Here is a 24,706-nt window from a genome sequence, read left to right as displayed (position 1 = left end):
TTTCGTGTTTTATTTCTAGTTTAAGAACACCTCATATTTATGTAGTTTGTGAATCACTTCGAGCAATTCACCATTGATATTAACTTGCGAACGCATCGCCATCAGCTCAATATTGGATTGATCTTCAGGGTTTTTCACCAGGAAATTGAGTTTTTGTTCGCCTTCATTTTCTAAGAAATTTTCTTTGAAGAATAAAATATCTTCTCTCCTTAAATCATTAATATCGATGACGATGGTCATTTTCTTAGCAAATTTTTCAAAAGCATCTTTTAAATCGATCACTTCACTCACGTTGACGAAAACTCTGCCATCGTTTAACACCGCAAATTTTATTTTGAAAATCACAAAACGCTGCACATCAATTCGGTCGCGAAGTCTCATATAATCGCGATCTCCAAGCCGGAAGCTGTAACTACCGCTGTAATCTTCCAAAGTGATAAAGGCGATCTTTTCGCCACTGTTTTTTCCGTCTTTCACGACATATTCGGTAACCAAACCTGCGACCATGTATTCCGGTGTATTGTTTTTCATGGCCTGTTTTTCTTTCCAATTGAGCTTATCATTATTGAAAAGATCGGGTTGCTGATTGGCAACAGTGTCTTTAAAAGCATCTACTTCATCTAAATTTAAAAAGTTGAAATTTCCTTTTGGTTCGGCTTTTTTAGGTGCATCTTCCATCAACATTTCTTCTTCACCGTCCAAAATATCACTCACCATATCAAGCAAACCATCGTCTTCATCGGCAACATCAGCGATATCGATTGGTACAATTACTTTTTCTAATTCGATTTCATCTTCTTTTTTAGATTCCAGAATTTCTTTTTTGCTGAGTGCGCCCTGCATGAATTTGAACTGATATTTATATTCATCCAAAGGATGCGCAGAAAGGTAAAATCCAATAATTTCTTTTTCTTTGTTCAGCATGTGCATATTTTGCCATTCGGGAGCCGGATTGATTTTCGGTGGTTCAATTTTCACTTCTTCAGCGAAATCTGCAAAAAGAGAATTTTCGATTTCATTTTTGCTATCTTGAAAACTTTGTCCGTATCTCAAAAGCCTTTCCAGATTGGTTCTTCCGGAAATATCAATGTCAAAATATTGTGCACGATGATAGCGATCAACCTCATCAAAAGCTCCGGCAATCACCAAACTTTCCACTACTCTTTTATTGATTTGTGATGAAGGAACTTTCTCGAAAAAATCATAAATATTGGTAAATCTTCCTGAAGTTCTAGCCTGTACAATCGCTTCACTCGGTCCTTCACCGATTCCTTTGATCGCGCCCAAACCGAAACGAATTTGGCCTTTGTCATTCACCGCAAATTCGTATTGCGATTCATTCACTGACGGACCCAAAACATCGACTCCTATCCCTTTGCAATCTTCCATGAACATGGTGATTTGCTTGGTGTTATTCAGGTTATTGGTCATCACACTCGCCATATATTCTGCCGGATAATTGGCTTTAAGATAAGCGGTATGATAGGCGATTAGCGCGTAACAAGTCGAGTGCGATTTGTTGAAAGCATATTCTGCAAAAGCTTCCCAGTCTTTCCAAATTTTATTGAGTTTATCGACATCGAGGTTGTTTTTTTCTCCACCTTCAATAAATTTCGGGTACATTTTATCAAGAACATCTTTTTGCTTTTTACCCATCGCTTTTCGCAGTGTATCAGCTTCACCTTTGGTAAAATTGGCCAATTTTTGGGACAAAAGCATTACCTGCTCCTGATAAACGGTAATTCCGTAGGTTTCTTCAAGGTATTCTTTGGTTTCTTCTAAATCGTAAACCGTTTCTTCGAGACCATTTTTTCGGTTGATAAAATTTGGAATATACTTAATTGGACCCGGACGATAAAGTGCGTTCATGGCGATTAAATCCGCAAACTTTGTCGGTTTCAGTTCGCGCATGTACTTTTGCATTCCTGGACTTTCATATTGAAAAATCCCGACGGTTCTACCTTCTTGAAACAACTGAAAAGTTTTCAAATCATCCAAAGGAATTAAATCTGGATCGATATCAACATTATGCCTTTGTTTGATCAATCGGATCGCATGTTTGATGATGGTAAGAGTTCGCAAACCAAGGAAATCCATTTTCAGCAAACCAGCACTTTCCGCCACCGAGTTATCGAACTGAGAAACCAAAATATCAGGATCCTTCGCTGCAATGGTAATAGGAACCAAATTGGAAATGTCTTCCGGGGTAATGATTACTCCGCACGCGTGAATCCCGGTATTTCTGATGCAACCTTCCATTCTTTGTGCCGCAGAAAGAACTTGAAATCGTTCATCATTGGGATTCTCTAAAATGTCTTTCATTTCTTGTGCGAGCACTTTGTCTTCCGGATTTAATTTGTCGAATTTCGAAAGTGCTTTTGCAATATTCATTCCGGGTGTGGAAGGCACTAATTTCGCAATATTATTGGTTTCCGGAATCGAAACATCCAGTACTCTTCCGGCATCTTTTATGGCAGATTTCCCACCGAGAATCGAATAAGTTATGATTTGTGCAACATTCGCTTTACCATATTTTTCAACCACCCATTTGATGATTTTATCTCGACCTTCATCATCGAAATCGATATCGATATCGGGCATGGAAATCCTTTCCGGATTAAGAAAACGCTCAAATAGCAAATCATACTTAATAGGATCCACATTGGTGATTCCGGTACAATAAGCTACAGCAGATCCCGCTGCAGAACCACGTCCGGGACCTACCCAAACACCCATTTTTCGAGCTTCGTTACAGAAATCCTGCACGATAAGAAAATATCCTGGGTATCCGGTTTTTGCAATAACTTCAAGTTCGAAATCTAAACGATCCCTGATCTCATCAGTAATTTCTTCGTATTTTTTCTTGGCTCCGTCATAGGTTAAATGTCTTAAATAAGCATTTTCGCCCCGTTTCCCGCCATCAATTTTGTCTTCTTCACTTAAAAATTCCTTAGGAATATCGAATTCCGGCAACAAAACATCTCTTTTAAGAGTATAGGGTTCAAATTTCGCCAGCAATTCCGTGTACGCTTCAAATGCATCGGGGAACTGGATGAAAGCCTGCCGAAGATCATCGGAATCTTTAATATAATATTCACTGTTCGGCAAACCTCTTCTCTTACCAAAACCTTTTCCTACAGGCGAAGACAACTTTTCACCATCTTTTATACAATATAAAATATCCTGGATATTCGCATCGGATTTTTCGGTGTAGAACGTTTCGTTTTGAGCAAGAATTTTCACTTCATATTTTTCGGCAAATTCCAATAAAACTTCATTCAAATGCTCTTCTTCTTCCACTTGATGGTTCTGAAGTTGTACATAAAAATCATCACCAAAAGTATCTTTCCACCATTTGAATATTTCTTCCCCTTTTTGCTCACCAAATTCCAATATCGTGCTGGGAATATCTCCTGAAGTTCCCGCTGTGAAAGCAATTAAATCTTCTTTATACTCTGCGATCATTTTTCTGGAAATCCTAGGAACTCCAAAATAGAAACCATTAACATAGCCTAAACTCGAAAGTTTTGCCAGATTTTTGTAACCTTTGAAGTTTTTTGCCAGCAATACAACATTCGTTCTTCGATCGGGATCATCTTTGGTGAACTGTTTTTGCTCTGGCCGATCAGAGATATAAAATTCGCAACCGATAATTGGAATTAATGGTGTTTTCCTAGGTTCAACTTCATTAAACTCTACACCGTCTTCATCTGCTTTTAGTTTTTTATCAAGATATTCTTGGTATGCTTTTTTGATGTTTCCATTGGCTTTTTCGACTTCAGAAACAAATTTAAAAGCACCCATCATATTTCCCAAATCCACCAAACCTGCGGCGGCAAAATCATTTCGAATTGCTTTATCTACCAAGTCTGAAATATGTGAAGAAGCCTGCAACGATGAATAAATACTATGATTATGAAAATTAAAATAATCTCCAATTTCAATTTCATCAAAGGAACCGAAATCTACTTTTTTCTTCTTTTTAGAGTCCGCAACTTGTCTCCGAATAATAATCCCAAAAGGCGGAAAAGGATTCGGGTGATTATTGATAAATTCCTGCAATTCGGCATCAGAAATAAGAAGTTTTTCTGCCGAAATTAAATCTTTTCGCATCATTTCGAAAAAAACTTGCGCAGTTGCATTCACGTCTGCCGCAGCATTGTGCGCTTCATCAAACTGCTCTCCGTATAGTTTTTCGAATAATTCTACCAATTTCGGAGATTTGTATCTGCCGTTTTTTCCACCTCCCAACTGACAAAATTCCGTACCGAGTTCCATGGTATCTGCCGAAGGAATTTTCGCTAAAACATTATCCATGTCTTTTCGAAAAAATTCGGCACCAACGATGTTGTAATCGAAATCGATATTGTGACCGGCAACTACTTTTGCTTTTTGAAGAACATCTTTAAATTCTTCCAAAACTTCAGCCAAATCTCTACCTTCTTCATTCGCCATTTTGGTTGAAATTCCATGAATTCTAGTAGCATTAAAGGGAATATCATACCCTTCAGGTTTTATGATATAATCCTGATTTTCAAGCAATGTACCATCTTGCGCATGCAGTTGCCATGCGATTTGCACCATTCTCGGCCAATTGTCAGAATCGGTTAATGGTGCATTGAAATTTTTAGGTAAACCTGTGGTTTCTGTGTCGAAAACTAGATACATGAAGTAGAGAATTTTGGTAAAATTAAGGTAAAATTTCTTTAAATAAAATTTGCATCTGAGGAAAATTCAAACTATCAAATTAATAAAGACTTCACAAAAAAAGCTGCGCGAAAAATGGAGCAGCATCTCTAAAAAGCGTGTGAAATTTAATCGAACCTAAAAATTAATTTTCAATAAATTCTTTTAAAATTTCTCCTAGAATTTCGTTCCAACCTTGCTGGAAACTTTCTTTTTGAAAATCTTTTCCAAGATGAGCAAAATTCTCCAAACCTTTATGGGTTATGGTGACAATGGTTTCGTCTCCGTCTTTTTCTAATTCCCATTTTACGATGGTTTTTTCTTTAGAAAATTCCGGATAAGACCAAGTGTGCTTCAATTTTTCATTCGGAATCAGTTCCAGAATTTCTCCGTGATGATGGTATTTTTTTTCATCGCCCGGCTCAAAAAAATTGAGTTCATTGTGAATCCCGAGTTCAAAATCGGAAATATCAAAATACCATTCTTTCATCTGCGCTTTATCGGTCAAAGCATTCCAAACCTTTTCGATAGGGGCATTTACTCTTTGCTTTACAGTTACATTTTCGTGAATAACATTGAATTTTTTGATTGTAATAAAGTTACTGAAATTATTGAATAAGAATAAAAAATATTAGGATGATTTAGCTCATTTCTGAATTTTAATCTACATTTGATCGCAATTTTAAAGTAAAATTTGCAATTGTTCGTCTCATTCTACAGTGCAAATAAATTTGTAAAAATGCTTTTATTAAAAAAAATCATGATCCTATTTCTCATTCTCATCGGAATTGTGGCATTGTCGGCTTTTCTTTTTCTTCGTCATCCCCAATTCGGGAAAGCGCCTTCCGGTGAACGATTGCAAAGAATTTTAAAATCTCCTCATTATAAAAACGGGCGTTTCGACAACCTGAACCCTACTCCGCAATTGGCAGAAGATACCTCGATGCCGGAGGTAATGTTCCGCTTTCTTTTCGGGAAATCTCCCAATAAAATTCCGCAACAAGCTTTTAAGTTTGAGAAGACAGATTTGAAATCTTTGGATCCCAACGAAAATGTGTTCATCTGGATGGGACATTCCTCCTATTTCCTACAAATTGACGGTAAAAAAATCCTCGTGGATCCCGTTTTCAGCGGTAATGCGTCGCCCATATCTTTTACCGCAAAGGCTTTCGAAGGAACAGACCTTTATACCTCAAATGACTTTCCGGAATTGGATTATTTGATTATCACTCACGATCATTGGGATCATTTGGATTACGAAACCGTGAAAAAACTGCGTCCAAAGGTAAAGCACGTAATTACCGGGCTCGGAACCGCCGAACACTTGGAATTCTGGAATTATGATCCAAAAAAAATCATCGAACTGGATTGGAAAGAAAGTGCTGATTTGGGAAGTGGATTCAAAGTATATTGTGAACCGGCCAGGCATTTTTCCGGGCGGGGTTTAAAGCGCGATCAGGCGATTTGGGCAAGTTTTGTATTTGAAACACCAAACCAAAGAGTGTATATCGGTGGCGACAGCGGTTACGATGATCATTTTAAAAAAATTGGGGAGAAATACCGAAGTTTTGATTTGGCAATTCTTGAAAACGGACAATACAACAAAGATTGGCGATACATCCACATGATGCCCGGAGAAAACATCAAGGCGATGGAAGATCTCAACGCCAAAAGATTGATTCCGGTACACAACTCGAAATTCGCTCTGGCAACACATCCATGGAAGGAACCACATGAAAAAATAATGGAATTTAATATCGAAAATAAGAGAATCCTCACCCCGAAAATTGGCGAAAAAACAAATTATCTGAATGATGATGAAAACTATGACCAGTGGTGGAAATCCTATTAATAAACAGATAAAATAAAGAGTCGCGAACGACTCTTTTAATTTTGTACTTTTGAGAAAAACCTTTTAGAAATGAAATTAGCATCGATTTTTTCTTCCATTTTCTTGATTTTCAGTACATTTTTCAATGCGCAAATTCAGCCAAAAATTGAGGCTTTAGATGCGGAACTGTCTACGGTTCACTACCCTTTTTCTAGTTCAGTTTAAAATATTGAAAACACAGGGACAGGATTTGAAAATGGCTTTCATGGATGCCAAACCTGCGAAAGCAAACGGTAAAACCATCGTTTTGCTTCACGGTAAAAATTTTAACGGATATTATTTCGAGCAAACTGCAAAAGTACTTTTAAAAGAAGGTTTCAGGGTGATTATGCCGGATCAGATCGGTTTCGGAAAATCATCAAAACCCCAGCAGTATCAGTTCAGTTTTCAGCAATTGGCAGAGAATACAAAAACTATTCTGGATGATTTGAAAATAGATAAATTCATTCTTTTAGGACATTCGATGGGTGGAATGCTCGCCACGAAAATGGCCGTGATGTATCCCGACAACATCGAAAAGCTGATTTTGGAAAACCCAATAGGTCTGGAAGATTACCGGAAATTTTCACCTTATCAAAACATCGATAAACTCTACGCTTCCGAACTGAAAAATACCTATCAGTCCTATAAAGAATATCAGTTAAAATTTTATTACGACGGAAAATGGAAACCTGAATACGACAAATGGTTGAATTTACTCGCAGGGTGGACGATTCATCCGGATTTCGCGAAAACCTCATGGAATGCAGCACTTACGACCGATATGGTGTATACGCAACCCGTAGTTTACGACTTTGAAAACATCATCGCTCCCACTCTACTTATTATAGGAACACGCGACAGAACAGCAATTGGAAAGGCAAATGCACCGAAAGAATTACAACCTCTGATGGGACTTTACCAAAATTTAGGAAAAGAAACCCAAAAGAAAATCAAAAATTCAAAATTGGTGGAGCTAGAAAATGTGGGACATTCGCCACATATCGAGGTTTTTGATCGTTTCATAGTTCCTTTGCTGGAATTTGTTCCTTAATATTCTATAATTTTTTAAAGAAAATAATTTTCCCTATTCCGAAATTTTCTGTTTTCACCGATTGTTATTGATTGAAAAATGCGATGATGGTAGTAAATTACCTATCGAATGCTTTTTAATCTTTCAGCGGACTGCCTCCTCATTGGTTTATTGGTTACCATCATTTCTTTGTTCCACATTAAGTTTTTACCAAAGCAAATTTTAAAATAATAATACTGAGATTCGGCAAAAACAAGAGGACGTTTATGAAAAATAAATAAAAAGCGTATCTTTTTACTCTTAAAAAAATGAATTTAAAATGAGCAAAGAAGCATATATTATAGACGGAACGCGCAGTGCAATCGGAAACTTCAAAGGCAGCCTCGCCGCCGTGAGAACCGATGATTTAATAGCTTCCGTCATCAAAAATCTTATTGCAAAAAATCCGGAATTGCCTTTGGACAAAATAGATGATGTGATTATCGGATGCGCCAACCAAGCCGGGGAAGACAACCGAAATATCGCAAGAATGGCCCTGCTTTTGGCCGGACTACCGCAAAGTGTGCCGGGAGAAACGGTGAACCGACTTTGCGCTTCGGGAATGAGTGCGGTGGCACAGGCGATGCGGGCGATAAAATCCGGTGAAGGCGATCTTTTCATCGCGGGAGGCGTGGAAGGAATGTCGAGGGGTCCGTATGTGATTTCAAAGGCGGAGAGCGGCTTCGCAACCGATCAGAAAATGTACGATTCCAGCTTCGGATGGCGTTTTATAAATCCGGAAATGGAAAAAACATACGGCGTAGAAGCGATGGGAAAAACCGCTGAAAACCTCGCTGAAATGTATAAAATCACGAGAGAGGAACAGGATGAATTTGCCTTGAATTCTCAAATGAAAGCCAAAAAAGCACAGGAATCCGGGAGATTGGCGGAGGAAATTTCCGACATCCAAATTCCACAAAGAAAAGGCGACCCGATTCTGGTAAACAAAGACGAATTCATCAAACCGAATAGTAGCTTAGAAATTTTAGGAAAACTTAAACCTGCATTCGTGAAAGAAAACGGAACGGTAACAGCAGGAAATGCTTCCGGACTGAACGATGGAGCTGCTGCAATGATCATCGCTTCAGGAGATGCGGTGAATAATTATGGTTTAAAACCCTTGGCGAAAATCGTGTGTTCTGCTGTAGTCGGTGTAGAACCGAGAATCATGGGAATTGGTCCGGTTGACGCGACAAAATTAGCTTTGAAAAGAGCTGGTTTAACGTTAGATCAAATTGATATTATTGAACTTAATGAAGCCTTTGCCGCACAAAGCATTGCGTGTTTGAAAGAACTCGGAATTGCGAATGACGATGCAAGAGTGAATGTAAACGGCGGCGCTATCGCATTGGGGCATCCACTGGGAATGAGTGGATCACGAATAACTTATTCCGCAGCATTGGAACTGCAGAAAAACGGCAAAAAATATGCATTGGCAACAATGTGTGTCGGCGTTGGACAAGGTTATGCGGTGATTTTGGAGAATCCAAATGCTTGAATTAAGGTCTTTTAAAAAAAAATAAAAAACTGCCGAAAAATCAGCAGTTTTTTTGTTTAATGCCATCTTTTTTGGATAGAAATTAAAGATTCCGAGATGGGTTTTCTAAAAATTCCAAGTTTAAGTCTGCTCCTATATTAAAAGAGATATCGTCCGTTTCAAGATTTTCTCAAACATAACCAAAGCACTTTTTTAAAAAAATTAAACCAAAAAACAGCAATTTATCTGGTTACGATGATTAGTTTTTCCAGTTGGTTTTATAAGTTAAACTTCCATCGTAGCTTGCCCAATCACCAATAAACTGAAGGTATTGTTTTTCGATTTTTTGGGTTTTCGCATTCCACATGAAGGTGTAAATAAACTTGCCTTTCAGAATTCCGGAATGTTTGCCATTGGGTTCTTCCGCAAATTGGTATTCACCGAAAATGCTGCTCCGTTTTTTCCCGTTTTTGTATTTCGTTATTTTCAGTTTTCCTTCAAATTTTGTATTTGTATTTTCCACCACAGAATAGCCGGAAAGGAAATATTCCTGATCATTTTTTCGGTTCTGTTCCGAAATTTCTACCATTATTTTCATCACTTCTTTTTGATCACCAATGGTTCCGGTGTATGGCATTGAATTATTCAGCCAAACCGTAGAAATATTCGGCATTTGAGCAGAAGCAAGAGCGCTGATAAGCAATAAAAGGTAAAGTATTTTTTTCATGGTAATGGATGTTTCAGTTTCTTGTGATTGCTAAATTTAAACGCCAAATTGTTCCAAGTGATGGTTCAGGTGTTTCGCCAGCATGTTATTCCATTCCTGAGCCGTAAGTTTACCAAAAGAATGCGACTTTTTCCCATCAAAAGCGGTACTTCCCAACTGCTGAGTTTTTTGGATGAAACCAATCAATCGTTTTTTTTCTTCATCAAAGTTTTTATTTCCTTTAATGATGAACATTGGACCGGTTGGTAGATTTTGTTTATAAGGAAGTTCGTTCACGGTTTTTGCTTTCACGAAATTTTTCAGTAAAAATCCTGCGATGAACCCCGGTTTCAGATGTTTTTCGGGTTCGTAAATCGTTTCGTAGGCAACATTAAGATGCGCCAAAACCTGATCAACGCTCATTTTGCCCCATTTTCCTTGGGTTTCTGGTGTTAAATTATTGATTCTGTTGATGTATTCTTGCGCAACTTTTGCATCAAATATATTTTGCATGGATCTTATTTTAAGAGAAAGATAAAATTAATTGATATTTCTAAAACGTCAGCCAAAACAACATTAAAAATTTGATAAAATTTAGGAAATAAAAACAGCTTTTAAATTTAAATGTCACTTCTAATTCGGCTTAAAGTCTCCTGAGAAATGCCTAAATATGAGGCAATCATTCCGAGTGGAGCTCTGAGAATAATGTCGGGATTTTCTTCTAAAAGTTGGATATACTTTTCTTTTGCCGTCATATATTGCAGCGACGAAATTCTGCGAGACATTTCTATCATTAAGTTTCCTAAAATATATCTGCTGAAATTTGCCGCAGTAAGCGAAACCGAACATAGTTCCTCTAATTTATTGAAATTACAAGTGGTAATTACCGATTTTTCTAACGTTTCTATGTTATTTCGAGTAGGTTGGTTCTTGAAAAGCGTATCAATATTAGCGGTAATCTTTCCCTCAGAATAAAAATTGGTGGTGATATCTTTTCCGTTTTCGTAGTAAAACATTCTCAGCAAGCCTTCCTCTACAAAGAAAACAGTATGATTGTATTGATTCTGCTTGCTCAATATTTCTCCTTTTTCAAAGACTTTTGTTTCACATTCTTCATTTAAAAAACGTTCTATTTCTGCATTTACCTTAATGTGCTTATTAAGTTCTTGAATTAGTTTCATGAAGACTGAATTTCCTACAAAAGTAAACAAAAAAAGACGTTTCAGTAAACTGCAACGCCTTCTTTTAAACATTAAAAAAAAACTATATTGAATTATCGAAACTTTCCTCTTCGTAATCTTCGGAGAGATTATATTCTTTGAACAGCATTTTAATTTTGATTTTCAGTGCAATCCATCCCAAAATGAAGTATATCCAAGCTAGAATAAATAAGTGCCAGAAATATTTTTGGGTTAAATAATCGGAACCTTTTTCTACCACCATAATTTTCAGCGCTTCCAAATATGGAGTTAAAGGAATAATTTTAGTAAAGTAAGTAATGAAATCCGGCATCGCATAGCTAGGCCAGGTAAACCCACTGATGATGAAAGCAGGCGAAGCAATTACCATTAAAATCTGCGTCGCCTTCAAAGAATCTGGAACTAATATACTTACTAAAACGCCTAAATTGGTTGCTGCTACTACAAAAATTGAAGTAACCAAAAAGAAATTCATCACGTTTTCGGGAGCTGGAATTTTAAAATACAAACTGCATAAGTAAAAAACCAAAATATTAAAATTGGAGAAAATCCAAACAGGTAAACATTTAATCGCCATTACCAAAATCGCATATTTGTGTTTCCCTGCAAAATCCTTAATAAAGGAATCCCTTTTAAATTCTTCTGAAAACGTAACCGCCATTGCCAAAAGAATTACCTGTTGTAAAACTACCGCCATCATTGCAGGCCACATAAAAATCAGGTAATTACTCGTGGTGTTAAAAAGCGTAATATAATTCGCTTTAAAGGGTTCTATATTGGCTTTGGCTTGGTCCGCATTCATTCCTTTTTTTTGCAAAGCTTTCATTTCGGCACCTGCAGAAAAAGTTCCCAAGGTAAGTTGAATCGCTTTTGAAGCGAAATTAGCTGTCAACACATTCGAAGTATTGAGATAAACGTTAATTTCTGGATATTTCTTTTGCAGTATATTGGCTTCGAAACGCTCTGGAATAATTACCACTGCTCCTGCTTCTGTTTTAATGACCTCATCTTTCAAAATCGCTGGTTCTTCTACATAATTCAGTACTTTAAGCGTTTGATTATCCTCTAACATGTCAACAATTTGATTAGACAAAGGAGTTTGGTCATGATTAATCACAATCACGGGAATATCCGTTACTTTTCCCTTTTCGTAGGTAAAACCTAACAAAAGCGCGTAGAAAATGGGCGCCATAAAAAATACAGAAAGCATTGTTTTGTTCGTGAAGAACAAATGAAACTCTCTTTTTAAAAGGTATCTTAACTGTTTCATTTTTTCTAAATTTTATTTTTTTTAACCACAAAAGAGACAAAAGCTTTTCCGTTTTAAAGTTTTCCAAAAGAAAAAAAACTTTTTTTACTTTTGAATTGCTTATTTTCAAACATTTCTTTTGGAGCTTTTGCGGTTTTTAGTTAAGATTATTTTAAAGTTACGCTAGAATTCACCAAAATATTATTCACTTTTGCTCTATCTGTAGGAATTACTTTAATTTCGTAAACCGCATCATCTGGTTGATAATCTGGGAAAGCAGTGGTAATATCTGCATATTTTGTCAATTGCTTGATAGAAACTATTTTCCCTGAAAACTCTTGATTTCCGTATGTAGATTTCATATTCACGGTCATTCCTTTTTGATATTTAGAAATTTTACTTTCTGGAATGGTAAAACGGAAATAAGTAGAGTTCGGAATGTAGCCGTTAAATAACGCATAACCTGCAGTTGCCAATTCGCCTACATTTAAAGAAATGGTTTCAATTTCCATATCATTGGTTGCGATAATATATCTTTCAGAATAGGCAACATTAGCTTCCTGAAGAACACCTCTCGCTTGGTTTTCTTGACCTATCGCCATTTCTATTTTTTCTAATCTTGTACCGATTTCTACATCGTGCAATTCTGCGTTTGCAGCTTCATATTGAGCTTTTGCGCCTTGTAATTTTGCGAAAGCCTCATCTTAATTTTGTGGAGAAAGCAAACTGTCTTTATACATATTGTGGGCTCTTCTAAAAGATTTTTGGGCATACTGATATTGTTCTGCTAAACCCTTTTGTTTGGCTCGTAACTGACGAAGTTGGTCTGCAGTTGCTCCATTTTTCGCCATCTGTGCTTGTGCGGCAGCAGCGGCAGTTGCTCCCTTTGCTTGAGCAATTTTCGCGGTAACTTCCGGCACGTCTAACATTGCGAGGGTATCTCCTGCTTTTACCGTTTGTCCTTCTTCTACATAAATTTTTAAAATTCTACCGGTAACTTTTGGCGCAAAAGAAACAATTTCTTTTTTGGTTTTACCTTCGGTTAATTGTTGTGGAGTTTCATTTTTACAAGCTCCGAGAGAAAGTAGGGTTACTAAAAATAAAGATATTGCAATATAGTTTTTCATTGGATTAAAATATTTAATTGATTAATGTTTATCGTTTTATAGTTTTTCTAAGTTTAAATTTTGTGTGGACTTCATCAGTTCAATCGCTGCCCTTCTTTGGTTGAAGATAGCGGTTTGATAGTCTAGTTCTGCAACTTCCAAATCGTTTTCCGCTTCAATTAATTGGGTTGCTTTAATCAAACCATATCTGAATTCTTTTTCGGCTTGTGTCAATGCATTTTTAGCAATTTGTTTCGCCGTCGCTTTTAGATCAACTTGGGCATTTGCGATGTTATAATTGGTTTGATTATTGGCTAAATTGAGCTGCAATTTTCTTTCGGCATCAGATTTTTTACTTTCTAAAATTTCTCTTTCTATTTTTGCTTTTTCTACTTCATGCTTTCCTTCATTTCCATCAAAAACATCCCATTTAAAACCAATTCCCGCTTGAAAAATTGGCAGTAAATTACGATTCGTCAAGTCATAATCTAACTTTGCACCAGTTACCGGCATCAATGCTTTAGAAGAAGAAATATTGGTACTATAAAATCCCATGTAGGAAAGCGAAGTCATGGCTTGAACCTTCGGAATCCACCACGTTTTTTCTGCTTTTATTTTCGCATCAATCGCTTTCATTCCGAAATCCAAAGCTTTCAGTTCCGCTCTGTTGTCGATGCTTTCATCGGTTACCAAATACTCAATTTTTTCTAAATTCGGGTTGATCAGGGCAATTCGCTCTTTATCAATTCCTGTTAAAAGATGCAATTGGGTTATCAGCAACTCTCTTTTTTGCCTTCGTATTCTACCATTTTAGAATTTAAGGTAGCTTGTGCCAATTCTATTTTTTTGTAATCGTAAGGGGTGATTAAGCCATAACCAAGAGCTTTTTCAGCAGTTTTTCTATTGGCATCGAGACGTTTTTTGCTTTCGTCCAACACATTTTTCGACTCTGCTACCAATGCAAACTGATCATACGCTTTAGAAATTTGAGTAATGACTTCGTCTTGATTTTTGACTTGTAAAGCTTGAGTCGCATTATTTTTCTCGGTCAAAGCTTGTTTCAGATATTTTACTTTTCCGCCAGAATAAAGAAGCGCTTTTGCTTCAACTTTTGCGGCTGCATTAAAACCCGACAAAGTAAAATTATTGTTAAAAGTTCCTTCTGGAAAAACAGCACCCGGAAAAATAGGTTTAATCGCAGGAATGGCAATTTCTGGTGAAAGGAATTTTGCCGTAGCATTTAAATATTCTCCTTTTCCTGAAATTTCAACTTTGGGTAAGAAAATGTCTTTTAATTTTTGTTGGTCTAATCCATTTGCTTTAGACTCTAAGTTTTGTTGTTCTATGGCAGCATCTTTACTCATCGCTGCGTCTACCAATTCCTTGAGTGAAGGAGCTGTTTGCGCAGAGAAGGACAAAGGAAAGCCCATCATTGCTGTAAAAATTAATGTTTTATAGTTTTTCATTTTTAATGTTTGTTTACAGATGCAAAGTTGCGACGATTGAAAAAATATTCCTTTGACATTCGTCAAAAAATAAAATCGCCCACAAAAAATTTGTGGGCGAGTTATAGATTTATGTTTTGGCTAAAGCCTTGAAATTTTCAACTAAAAAAGTTGGGCTAAAGCCCGACTCTATTGATGTTTCATTTTCAATTTTTATTTCAATTTTTTTAGAACCATTGAAGAAAAGCTATAGCTACCAAATCCAAATGAATTTTTACTAAAATATGATTTTAGATGAGCATTATCGTATTTTGAAACTAAAAAATCTGCCAATTTTTCATCTTCACTTCCTACAGAATTCCAACTAGATCTTCGACTTACCTTAACTAAAAATTTTTCTTTATCAATTAAATAAAGTTTTTCAGAGTATTGATTAATAACAAATGTAGGAAGGTTTTCATCTATCACATCTAGCATTTTAGTATAGTTTTTTTCGTATTCTAAAATCTGAAAATATATTTCTGCATTTTCGGGATATTGGTAAAAACTTCTACGCAAAATTGCTAAAATCTTGGTTCTGAATTTTTTAAATTCGCCATTATCTGTTTCATTTTGCTCAATAAAAATATAATCTTCTACAGTAGGGTTCCCTTGAAATTTTAATTTTTTAATAATTGCTAACTTTCCTAAATCATTATTTTCAAGATACAATTTTTCTAAAATTTCGTAGTAAGGATAATTGTATTTTTCATTAGAATTTCTGTTGATAATCTCATTACAATATTTTTCGACTAGATTTTTATCAAATTTCAATAATTCATTTAAAATTTTAATATTATAAGAATTTTTGTAAAAAGCAATAGGAAAATAGGATTTTACAGACAAAAACATCTCATTCTCTATCATAATATCCAACAAATGTTCTCGAAGTTCCGTTCGTAATCCCACATCATTTTTAATCCAAATTTCGATTTGCTCTTTTACTAATTTTGCTATAAATTTTTTCTGAGGAGTATCTGCATATTTATAAATATCAAACAACAAATGGTATAAAGTATGCGGAATACTTCCTGTGCCTTTCAAATAATAATTCCAATATTCCTGTGCCAATATTTCCCATACCAATTGATCTTTTATTTGATTGAAATTGATGGCAAATTTCGTCCTAAATTTATCTATAAAACTCTCAATTCTATTGCTGGTAGTATAAATATTCACTTGAAAACTCATTAAATGATCACAGATGAGATTGTACGTTTCCAAAGCAATATTTTTTGCAATATTCTGCCATATAAATTCTTCTACAGGCTCCAAACTTTTCGTGAGAATATCTACTATTTTTTTAATTTCTGGTGCGGTAATATTTTTCTTTTTTCCTACTACAGATTGTATGCTTTTGTCAATAATACTCTTGATTTCAAAATCAGAAAAATCAGTCTTTTTTTCTCCAAATTCTAATAAAAATTGAATTTCTGCCTCTTTATTTTTTTTGAAAAATTCTAAAATCCACCCTTTAATTTCTTCAGAATTTAGATTTTCTATTGCTAATTCTGCTTCCGAAATTTTTTTTGCTTTTAATTTTGTTTTTTTGGTTGGTTTATTATTCTTTATTTCAAAAATATGTATTGCCAAAGCTAATAAATGATTACAAAAACCTTGATCTGAACAATCACAAGAAGAATCTATGATTTCTAATTTTTCATTAATAGAAATTTGCACATCATAGCTTTCCTCGCCTTCATCTATAAAACAAATGAAATTGTTTTTTTTATCTTCTTCAATCTCTCGTAAAGAAAGTTTTTTAGCTTTATTAATTTTTTGCTTTGAAAACTGACTTTCTAAATCTATAATATTGAGCATTCCCGGCTTTTTTTCAAAGGTAAAAAACTATATTTTATCATAAGAAAATTTTAATAAAAAAATTTGAAAAGCATTATTTCTGGCAATCCTTGAATTATTTAAAATCCTTCAAGGATTAAGTTTTAAAAAAAAAGTCAAGCAAAAAGCCCGACTTTATTGATATTTTTAGAATTACAAATTATTCAGTTATCGAAACTTTCGTTCCTTGTGTGTGAGCATTCATTTGAGGAGCGTAATAGTTCTGCATCGTCGTAATTCCATTGCTGAACGTTCCGACAGCATTACAAATGTAATCGTACCCGAAAACGTATTTTCCTTTCGGCATATATTCGATGTAGAAATTAGTGGAAGCATCTTTGGTGACTTGATAATAACCCAAATTATTCTTCCATTGATAGCCAGAAAGTACATCAACTGGTTCAAAACCTGCCGCTCTCATATCTTTCAAATGAATAAATTCCATATTTCTATCGGTGTTCAGAATCATTCTAACCGTTACTTTATCGCCGATTTTTAGCGGAGCATTTTCTGTAATTTTTTGCAATTCTTCACCATTTACGGTTTTCACTTTTTTGTACAATTCTTTGGTGATGGAAATATAAGTTTCAGAAGATTTAATTTTATCTAAATCCTCGTAATATTGCCAGAATAAACCACCTTGCACAATTCCAGCTCCTGGTTTGGTAATCGTAACAGTTGCCAAATTTTTATCTAATTTATCCGATTTTACCGCAGATTTCAAATAACCAGTCGCTTTTGTATCAGGATTAGTGAGTTCTTTTCCGCCCCAAATGATGGTGGCTTTATCAGATTTGCTCATTTCAATCGCCGAACCTTTGGTTTCAGCGGCAGTCCAAGATTTACCTGAATTAAGAATCGTGTAAATCACTTCGGCAGTACTTCTGGAAGTATCCCAATTTGAAACTTCTTTTTGGGTGATAAGCCATATTTTCATTTCTTCCACAAAATTTTGATCAGAAGTCAATTTATTGAAGGCTTCCAAAGCACCAGCGTGATTGACTGTTTTTGAAGAATACCAACCCCAATCATTGAGATTTTGTTTCCAATACACCCCTTGAGTTTCACTTTGTACAGAAGTCTCTTTAAGATAAGTTATTAGTTTTTTAGAAACATCTTTTAAATTGTAAGCATCAAAAAGCAATGCTGCTCTGTGTAAACCGAAGAACGTAAAGTCTGTAATTTTAGCTGTTTTAGCTTTTGAAATCACTAAATCTTTCATTTTCTTGCCATCACCTTTCAACGGATATTCTTTTTCCCAATAATGACGAGTATCCAAATAATCTAAGACATAATTGCTCCAAACATTTTCTTTTTTTACTTCATAAAATCTGCTTACTTCATTGTCGACATATTTCACCAATTGAGAAACCATTTGTTTTTGTTCGGTAGATTGATAATCTGCTAAATTTCCTTTCAACCATTCATTAATTCTGCCTAAATTTTTCAAAATGTACAAAGTGTTATAATATGAACTCGGGTAACCAGCGTACCACGAAAAACCACCATCAGGATTTTGCAATTTTTTCAGTTCGCTCCAATCATCGTTGATGGAATTTCGCATATTATTCGCATCGAACAATCTTGCCAATTTTGCCATTTGTTCGGTTTCGTTTTTAGCATCCAAAACCCAAGGCGTTTCTTCTAGCAATAATTGTTTCAGCTCCTGATTTTTCTCAAGATTTGAATTCAATAAACCTTTAGATTGATATTCCTCAAAAACTATTTTCAACTTCGGATTGGCTTTGAAAATTTCAGACGCCAAAACATCGGCAAACCATTTATTAAAAACTACATCAGCAGAAAGATTGTTATCATTTTTAAGACTTGGCAATGCAAAAATCACTTCCCAAATCGGATTGGTCGTTAATTCTAATGTATTAGCAACATTGGTTGCGGTCTTAGAAGTATTATTTTTCAAATTCTCTAAAACAAAAGTTTTGGTTTGTCCTTCTTTCACAAAAACAGGAACGGCGTCGGTTACCAACATTCTGTTCGGCAAAACGGCAATTGCTTTTTGTTCGCCATCCGAATAATTACCGGCTTTAGCAACGACTTTAATGATCATTGAAGAAACATCCTTCGGAACTTTCAGTTTCCAGTTGATCACCGAATTTCCCAATTCTTTTAATTCAAAAGATTTCTGAGTTTCATTTAAACCAAATTTACCGGAAATATCTTCGTTTGTAAAAGCATCTAAAATCTGTAATTGCGCAGTTCCAGCGAGTTTTTTATCCACCAAACTAGAAAGTTTCGATTGCAGATTCAATTCGTCGCCTTCACGCAAAAATCTCGGATAATTCGGCGTTACAGAAAATTCCTTCTGCGTCACGACTTCTTTTTCTAAAACTGCTGCTCTGGCATCTTTGGTATGCGCTAGAAACATCAATTTCCATTGTGTTAAAGCTTCTGGAGAAGTAAACTCAAAGGTGACATTTCCGTCTTTATCCGTCATTAAATTTGGATAGAAAAATGCGGTTTCGTTCAGGTTTTGACGGACTGGGATTTTTTCTAAATTTTCTGTAGAAGATGACTCTGGGTCAATTCTTGGAGCCTTTACAGGTTCAGGAACAACACTTTCCAATGTTTCCATTTTCGCGGTAGCCCTTGTAGCTGGTGGTGGTGGTGGAGCATATGAAGCGTCTTTTGCACCTTCTTGATTTCGCAGAACTGACACGGATTCCACCTGCGGTCTTATTCTCGAAATACCATAAATTCCACCATCGAACCAATTAAAGTTAGGGAAATTCACACTTTTCTGCTTTAAATACGGAACGCGTCTGTTGTAAAATTCCTGCGCCAAATTTTCATTGATTCCATAAGAATTCATAATGAAATATTTTTGGTAAAGTTGTTGCCAAGAATAATTGTTCACCGCAAACTGATCCAAAGATTTGTCGTACATATTGGCCAAAACTTCAGCATTGATTTTCTCTTTATCTTCCCCGAGAATTTTTACCGTCCATTTTTCTTTTGAACCAGGTTGCAGTTTATCGCGGAAAGTCACCGTTTCAATCCGCAAAGGTTTTTTATCAGACTTAATTTTCAGATTCACCGATTCGGTTTGCACATCGTTGAAAGCTACCAACTGAAACTGAACATTGATCTGATCGATGTTTTCGTCTTTCGGGAAAGCCAATTCATATTCTAAAACTCCATTTTTGAAAGTTTTCTGTTCGGTTACCGTCTTTCCATTTCCATTCTGCACATAAATGTTGACCAACGCATTTGGAATTGCCGAATAAGCGTAGATAGTCGCCTTTTCATTTCGGTGAAATTCCAATTTTGGCTGAATGATTTTCAGGAAAGGTTTTTGAGAATCGGTGAGGAATCTTTTATCGAAAACTTCGAAAGTTTTTTCGGTTTTTATCGTGTCTTTTCCTTCGATATTAAAGAGTTCAAGTTTATATTTTCCTGCTGATAAAGAGCCAAGATTCAAGACACTAGAATCAAGATTTTTTGATTCCGAAGTATCGGTTTTCGGTTCTTGATTTTTTTCAAAAATTACTTTTTCTACTCTATTTTCTTTCTCCGATTTGTCAAAATAATCATGCGGGAATTTTTGGATAAATTCTGCCTTCGAAAGTTGCGGTAAATCCTGAATTTCATTCTCGAAATTGCTTCGGAAAATTCTTTCTTTCGGTTGTAGTTTCGACAATTTTACCTGATATGATTTTTTTAAATTCTGGTCATTGTAATTTTTGGTTTCAACCTTAATTTTCAAATTTTCACCGGCAAATGTATCTTTCACATCATCCACTTTGATGTAGTGTGAAACCGAAGCCACTTTCACGTTGGTTGTTTCCGATTGCGTTTCTCCGTTAATATCCGTTACCGAAGCATTGATTTGATAATTATCAATCTGGATTCCTTCTAAAGTTTCATCTTTTTTCAGATCAACTTTTATAATGAATTCACCTTTTTCATTGGTTTTTACTTCGCCCAGAATAGAATTCTCATTATCGTTTCCGCGCGGATACCACCAGAAATATCTCCAACGAATATTCTGTTTCTTAATTTCATAATTTACGTTAGCATTACTCAATGGAATTCCGGAAAACATCATTGCTTTTCCTTTCAGTTCAATGGTTTCCCCGTACTTATATTCATCTTTCACTGGTTCGAAAGTGACTTCAAATTTCGGCCTTTTGTATTCTTCAACCCTGAAATATTTCATTCCATCGATTAGGTAGTCCGAATCTTCATCATCATTATCCACCTCAATGCTGAATTCACCATTCAGTTTACCTTGAGGCAAGGTGAAACTTCCATTAACAGAACCAAATTCATTGGTAACCAATTGCTGTTTATTCAATTCTTCACCGTTAGCATCATTTAAAATAATATTGAGTTTAGATTTGGAAACTACATTTTCTTTTTTGGATTCTCCGTTGAAAGCAGTGGCAATTACTTTAAAATAAACAGTTTGTCCCGGTCTGTAAATCGCACGGTCAAGGAAAATCTGTGCCTGTTCGCGATCATCAATTTTATTTTCTCCATAATATTGATTTCCATAAGTTTGAATCAAATTGAAATCGTTGGATTTCGGTTGTTGTACCAAAAAATAGCGGTAATAATCTTTATCTTTAGAAACCGGAAATTTGAAATTCGCAGCATTATCGGAATTAATATTATAGGTATTGACGGTTTTTCCACGAGAATATTCGAAGATTTTCAAACCTTCATTAGAAATCGGTTTTCCGTTTTCGCGATTGACTAATTTTAGGCGATCTTCAATGGATTTTCTGTCATCTTTTTGGTCATAAATCAATCTAGAAGAAGTCGCAATAAAGTAAAAATGCTCTCGAATTCCGTTTTCTACAACATATTCCACCACATAAATCCCCGACGGAAGTGGCTTTATTTCTAATGAAGTTTGGTGATTTTGGAAATCATTCAAGTTCGGAAGTTTGAAAGTTTCTTTTCTTACCAATGTTTTCTTGATCGTTGAAAAAATATTTTTATCATAAGAATTCGAAACATATTTCAAGAAATTTGTTACGTCATCTTTCACCTCATAAATATTTAATGAAAACTGATCAACATTCTTCGCTTGGGCAACCAGATGAATTGGCAAATTTGCCTGCGTATGTTTCTCATATTTTATGGCTAAAGTAGGATTGAGAATCTGATTTTTTCTGTTTTCCAGATTGTTAAAGAACTGCGATTTTGGATATTGTTTTTTTCCATTTTCAATCCATTGCAGCGCTTCTGCAAATTTTTTATCTGCAGTTAAAAGATCCACAATATCCGCAATAATCATTAATTTGTAATCCCCATCAATATTGGATTTCGCAAGGTTTTGCAACTGCAAAAGTCGGTCTTTGCAGTTCGTAAATCTGCATTGATCATTCAGTTTCTTATGCTGGAAATAGAGTTTTGAATTCCCAGAATTATTTAAAATCAATTCCTCATAATTCGATAAAATTCTGGTTTGATTTTGCTTTAATTCGTTCGGAGTGAAAAGATCAGTGTTTTTAAGAAATTCAATTTCATTAGAAAAACTCCAGTCAAATAAGGTCGGAAAATATTCCAAATCATTTTTATTTTCGAAAATTTCTTTGATATCAGAAGTTTTTATTTTCTTTAAATAATCTTTTTCCGCATTTAAAATCGAAAAATTTTTAATTAAAAAATTTTTAAAATCCAGTTTGCTCCAGGTTTCTATTTGTGCAAAATCTTGGTTATCGAAATTCGTTCTTTGGTTGATTTCCCAAGAATTATTTTGGTAATAATCCCAAAAGAACTCCCCCAATAAAACCTGAAAAACCAATTTCTGATCACCTTTCAGTGTTTCCCCAAATGTTGAAAGTTTCTTGAAAAAACGGCTCGTAGCATCGTTGTCACCATCATCGTACGTTTGGTTGGAAATACTGAATTCCGCTTTCAGCGAGCGGATCAATTGGTTGATGTTTTCATCTTTCATGGCTTGTTTTTGAATTTCTAAAATAATGGGAAGGTTGGATTTGTACTTTCCGGTTTTGTAATTATCGCTTACTTTTTTCCACTGATCATCGTAATATTTTTGCCCAAAAAGAGGCGCAAAGAAAATCATCAAAAGAAAAAGACTGAAAATTTTGGTGAGATTTTTCATAAAAAATGGTGCTAAACTAGCTTTAGGATGGCGAAAGAAATTATTGGTTAAATTTGCATCAATGCAGTTTCTAAATTTACTGAAAAAATATGTGATCGATAGCCAGATTTATGTTTCTTTGATGGGAACTGCATTGGCTCTGTTTTTCATGTTCGAGCAAAATTTGTTCCGATTGCCAACGGTAATCCTCATTTTCATTACTTTTTTCAGCGGTTACTTGTACACGAAATATCAGCATCATCGTTATTATTGGAAAATATTGGTTTTCAATATATGTTGTGGCATTGTTTCAGCGGTTCTTATTTTATTGAATCACAATGAAATTCGGCTTCTAAAATGGTTTTTAATTGTAATTTTAGGTTTGCTTTATAATACATCTTTTTTAGAAAATTATATCCGGAAAATCCCATTGTTAAAGGTTTTCTACGTAGGTTTAACCTGGGCTTTAATTAATTCTTGGCTTATCGTACCCGAATTTAATCCCGAGATTTTTTTTATTAGTTTATTGTTTGTTACGGCGCTGGTTTTACCATTTGACATCCGCGATATGAAAGACGATCAAGTCATCACCTTTCCGATTTTAATCGGTGTTGAAAAAACCAAATTTCTCGCCTATTTTCTAATTTTTCTCAGTTTGTTGATTGCGATTTTTTCACTTAAAATCCTATTCGCCATTGCTTTTTTCCTTACTTCTGTCATTACTTTTCTTTTTATTTATTTTTCTGAAACTCAAAAGCCGGATGCTTACTTTTCGTTCGGTGTGGAAACGTGTTCCGGCTTGCCACTTTTATTTCTGATTTTAATGAAGTATTTTTGACAAATGGTTATCCAAAAACTTCATTTAATAAATTTTAAAAATCATGCCGAGAAATTTTTTGAATTTTCTTCGCAAATCAATTGCTTTGTAGGAAACAACGGTGCAGGAAAAACCAATGTGCTCGATGCGTTGCATTACCTTTCCGTAGCGAAAAGTTTCTTGGCGAATACGGATCTGAACAATATCAGGACCGATGAAGATTTCTTTACCATTGAAGGTGAAATTTTCGATGGTGAAAAGGAAAATATTTTGAAAATTCAACTTCCGAAAGATTCTAAAAAAATCATTAAGAAAAACGATAAATCATACGATAGAATTGCCGATCACATCGGATTTTTGCCAAGTGTGATAATTTCGCCCTACGATTCTAATTTGATTTCTGATTCCGGGGAAAGTCGAAGAAAGTTTTTAGATTCGATGATTTCGCAAACCGATTCGGAATATCTATTCAGTTTAATTCAATATCAAAAAACCGTTCAACAGCGAAATGCTTTGCTAAAAAATTTCTCTAAAAACCGCTCCTTCGATGCGGAAAGTCTGGAAATTTATAACGAGCCTTTAATTAAATACGGAACCAAAATTTTTGAGAAAAGAAAGGAGTTTACAGACTCTATTTTACCTTTGATTCAAAGTTATTACGAAATTATTTCCAAAGGAAATGAAAAGGTGACCGTAGTTTATCAATCCCATCTTCTTGATGATTTGCAGACAGAAAAACCCGAAGAAATATTCCGACAAATTTTAAAGGAAAGCCTAGAAAAAGACCGAATTCTAACATACACTTCCAAAGGAATTCACAAGGACGATCTGCTTTTTGAAATGAACGGAAATTCCATCAAAAAAGTTGGAAGCCAAGGTCAGCAGAAATCTTTTTTAATCGCTTTGAAACTTTCACAAATGAACCGGGTTAAAGAATTAACCGGGAAAACAGCTATTTTGCTGCTCGACGATATTTTCGATAAACTGGATGATACGCGCGTTTCCCAATTGATTGATTTGGTAAATCAGGAGCATTTCGGACAAATTTTCATTACCGATACAAGCAAAAAAAGAACCGAGAAACTGGTGAAAAACATCAACGAAGAATCGAAAATTTTTGAAATTTAA

16 protein-coding genes and 1 pseudogene are annotated in these 24,706 nt (G+C 35.1%); 5 read left to right on the top strand and 12 right to left on the bottom strand.

Translation table 11 applies throughout. From position 1 onward, the window contains the following. Positions 1-15 precede the first annotated feature (15 nt). Both dnaE and H0S70_RS03290 read right to left on the bottom strand, forming a co-directional pair. The gene (gene dnaE / locus H0S70_RS03295; RefSeq protein ID WP_188321686.1) at positions 16-4,668 is read right to left on the bottom strand and encodes a DNA polymerase III subunit alpha; all 4,653 of its coding nucleotides are present in this window, start codon (positions 4,666-4,668) and stop codon (positions 16-18) included. Between the two features lie 163 nt (positions 4,669-4,831). Continuing rightward, positions 4,832-5,215 (bottom strand): SRPBCC family protein, encoded by a 384-nt coding sequence (locus tag H0S70_RS03290; protein WP_228453827.1) that lies wholly within the window; start codon positions 5,213-5,215, stop codon positions 4,832-4,834. Positions 5,216-5,425: 210 nt separating this feature from the next. On the opposite strand from H0S70_RS03290, the gene H0S70_RS03285 reads away from it, so the two are divergent. The 3 genes and pseudogenes from H0S70_RS03285 (at position 5,426) to pcaF (ending at position 9,126) form a co-directional block, all read left to right on the top strand. Further along, positions 5,426-6,538 (top strand): MBL fold metallo-hydrolase, encoded by a 1,113-nt coding sequence (locus tag H0S70_RS03285; protein ID WP_188321685.1) that lies wholly within the window; start codon positions 5,426-5,428, stop codon positions 6,536-6,538. Between the two features lie 69 nt (positions 6,539-6,607). Further along, positions 6,608-7,610, top strand: a pseudogene (locus tag H0S70_RS03280) (alpha/beta fold hydrolase). Between the two features lie 298 nt (positions 7,611-7,908). After that, the gene (gene pcaF, locus H0S70_RS03275; RefSeq protein ID WP_188321684.1) at positions 7,909-9,126 is read left to right on the top strand and encodes a 3-oxoadipyl-CoA thiolase; all 1,218 of its coding nucleotides are present in this window, start codon (positions 7,909-7,911) and stop codon (positions 9,124-9,126) included. A gap of 238 nt (positions 9,127-9,364) precedes the next feature. On the opposite strand, the gene H0S70_RS03270 is transcribed toward pcaF, so the two are convergent. The 10 genes from H0S70_RS03270 to H0S70_RS03235 form a co-directional block, all read right to left on the bottom strand. Continuing rightward, a complete protein-coding gene (locus H0S70_RS03270; protein ID WP_188321683.1) occupies positions 9,365-9,832 on the bottom strand; it encodes a hypothetical protein in 468 nt (155 codons plus the stop codon). A gap of 36 nt (positions 9,833-9,868) precedes the next feature. After that, a complete protein-coding gene (locus tag H0S70_RS03265; protein ID WP_188321682.1) occupies positions 9,869-10,324 on the bottom strand; it encodes a DUF1569 domain-containing protein in 456 nt (151 codons plus the stop codon). Positions 10,325-10,431: 107 nt separating this feature from the next. Next, positions 10,432-10,992 carry a Crp/Fnr family transcriptional regulator gene (locus H0S70_RS03260; RefSeq protein WP_188321681.1) on the bottom strand — a complete coding sequence of 187 codons (561 nt, stop codon included), beginning with the start codon at positions 10,990-10,992 and terminating at the stop codon, positions 10,432-10,434. Between the two features lie 82 nt (positions 10,993-11,074). Next, entirely contained in the window at positions 11,075-12,280 is a 1,206-nt protein-coding gene (locus H0S70_RS03255) for an ABC transporter permease (protein ID WP_188321680.1), read from the bottom strand. 146 nt (positions 12,281-12,426) lie between these two features. Beyond that, positions 12,427-12,903 carry an HlyD family secretion protein gene (locus tag H0S70_RS14570; protein ID WP_317173167.1) on the bottom strand — a complete coding sequence of 159 codons (477 nt, stop codon included), beginning with the start codon at positions 12,901-12,903 and terminating at the stop codon, positions 12,427-12,429. Positions 12,904-12,963: 60 nt separating this feature from the next. Then, entirely contained in the window at positions 12,964-13,386 is a 423-nt protein-coding gene (locus tag H0S70_RS14565) for a biotin/lipoyl-binding protein (RefSeq protein ID WP_317173166.1), read from the bottom strand. A gap of 36 nt (positions 13,387-13,422) precedes the next feature. Further along, entirely contained in the window at positions 13,423-14,145 is a 723-nt protein-coding gene (locus tag H0S70_RS14090) for a TolC family protein (RefSeq protein ID WP_228453776.1), read from the bottom strand. Further along, positions 14,139-14,831: a TolC family protein gene (locus H0S70_RS14085; RefSeq protein ID WP_228453775.1), complete on the bottom strand. Its 693-nt coding sequence runs from the start codon at positions 14,829-14,831 to the stop codon at positions 14,139-14,141. The genes H0S70_RS14090 and H0S70_RS14085 overlap by 7 nt, the downstream gene beginning before the upstream one ends. A 192-nt stretch (positions 14,832-15,023) precedes the next feature. Continuing rightward, the gene (locus tag H0S70_RS03240; protein WP_188321679.1) at positions 15,024-16,670 is read right to left on the bottom strand and encodes a hypothetical protein; all 1,647 of its coding nucleotides are present in this window, start codon (positions 16,668-16,670) and stop codon (positions 15,024-15,026) included. Positions 16,671-16,848: 178 nt separating this feature from the next. After that, the gene (locus H0S70_RS03235; RefSeq protein WP_188321678.1) at positions 16,849-22,782 is read right to left on the bottom strand and encodes an alpha-2-macroglobulin family protein; all 5,934 of its coding nucleotides are present in this window, start codon (positions 22,780-22,782) and stop codon (positions 16,849-16,851) included. A 61-nt stretch (positions 22,783-22,843) separates the two neighbouring features. On the opposite strand from H0S70_RS03235, the gene H0S70_RS03230 reads away from it, so the two are divergent. Together H0S70_RS03230 and recF are read left to right on the top strand one after the other, a co-directional pair. Continuing rightward, positions 22,844-23,599, top strand: coding sequence for a UbiA prenyltransferase family protein (locus tag H0S70_RS03230; protein ID WP_188321677.1), 756 nt, complete (start codon positions 22,844-22,846; stop codon positions 23,597-23,599). 3 nt (positions 23,600-23,602) lie between these two features. Next, the gene (recF, locus tag H0S70_RS03225; protein WP_188321676.1) at positions 23,603-24,706 is read left to right on the top strand and encodes a DNA replication/repair protein RecF; all 1,104 of its coding nucleotides are present in this window, start codon (positions 23,603-23,605) and stop codon (positions 24,704-24,706) included.

The organism is Chryseobacterium manosquense (assembly GCF_014623485.1).
Lineage (GTDB): Bacteria > Bacteroidota > Bacteroidia > Flavobacteriales > Weeksellaceae > Kaistella > Kaistella haifensis.
This window is presented reverse-complemented; position numbering and strand designations above follow the sequence as displayed.

What these genes read in the sequence shown, in the direction of transcription:
- recF (WP_188321676.1), top strand. Translation starts at nt 23,603, where the DNA reads ATGGTTATCCAAAAACTTCATTTAATAAATTTTAAAAATCATGCCGAG.
- H0S70_RS03265 (WP_188321682.1), bottom strand. Translation starts at nt 10,324, where the DNA reads ATGCAAAATATATTTGATGCAAAAGTTGCGCAAGAATACATCAACAGA.
- H0S70_RS14085 (WP_228453775.1), bottom strand. Translation starts at nt 14,831, where the DNA reads ATGAAAAACTATAAAACATTAATTTTTACAGCAATGATGGGCTTTCCT.
- H0S70_RS03235 (WP_188321678.1), bottom strand. Translation starts at nt 22,782, where the DNA reads ATGAAAAATCTCACCAAAATTTTCAGTCTTTTTCTTTTGATGATTTTC.
- H0S70_RS03285 (WP_188321685.1), top strand. Translation starts at nt 5,426, where the DNA reads ATGCTTTTATTAAAAAAAATCATGATCCTATTTCTCATTCTCATCGGA.
- H0S70_RS03230 (WP_188321677.1), top strand. Translation starts at nt 22,844, where the DNA reads ATGCAGTTTCTAAATTTACTGAAAAAATATGTGATCGATAGCCAGATT.
- H0S70_RS03260 (WP_188321681.1), bottom strand. Translation starts at nt 10,992, where the DNA reads ATGAAACTAATTCAAGAACTTAATAAGCACATTAAGGTAAATGCAGAA.
- H0S70_RS03240 (WP_188321679.1), bottom strand. Translation starts at nt 16,670, where the DNA reads ATGCTCAATATTATAGATTTAGAAAGTCAGTTTTCAAAGCAAAAAATT.
- pcaF (WP_188321684.1), top strand. Translation starts at nt 7,909, where the DNA reads ATGAGCAAAGAAGCATATATTATAGACGGAACGCGCAGTGCAATCGGA.
- dnaE (WP_188321686.1), bottom strand. Translation starts at nt 4,668, where the DNA reads ATGTATCTAGTTTTCGACACAGAAACCACAGGTTTACCTAAAAATTTC.
- H0S70_RS03255 (WP_188321680.1), bottom strand. Translation starts at nt 12,280, where the DNA reads ATGAAACAGTTAAGATACCTTTTAAAAAGAGAGTTTCATTTGTTCTTC.
- H0S70_RS14565 (WP_317173166.1), bottom strand. Translation starts at nt 13,386, where the DNA reads ATGAAAAACTATATTGCAATATCTTTATTTTTAGTAACCCTACTTTCT.
- H0S70_RS03270 (WP_188321683.1), bottom strand. Translation starts at nt 9,832, where the DNA reads ATGAAAAAAATACTTTACCTTTTATTGCTTATCAGCGCTCTTGCTTCT.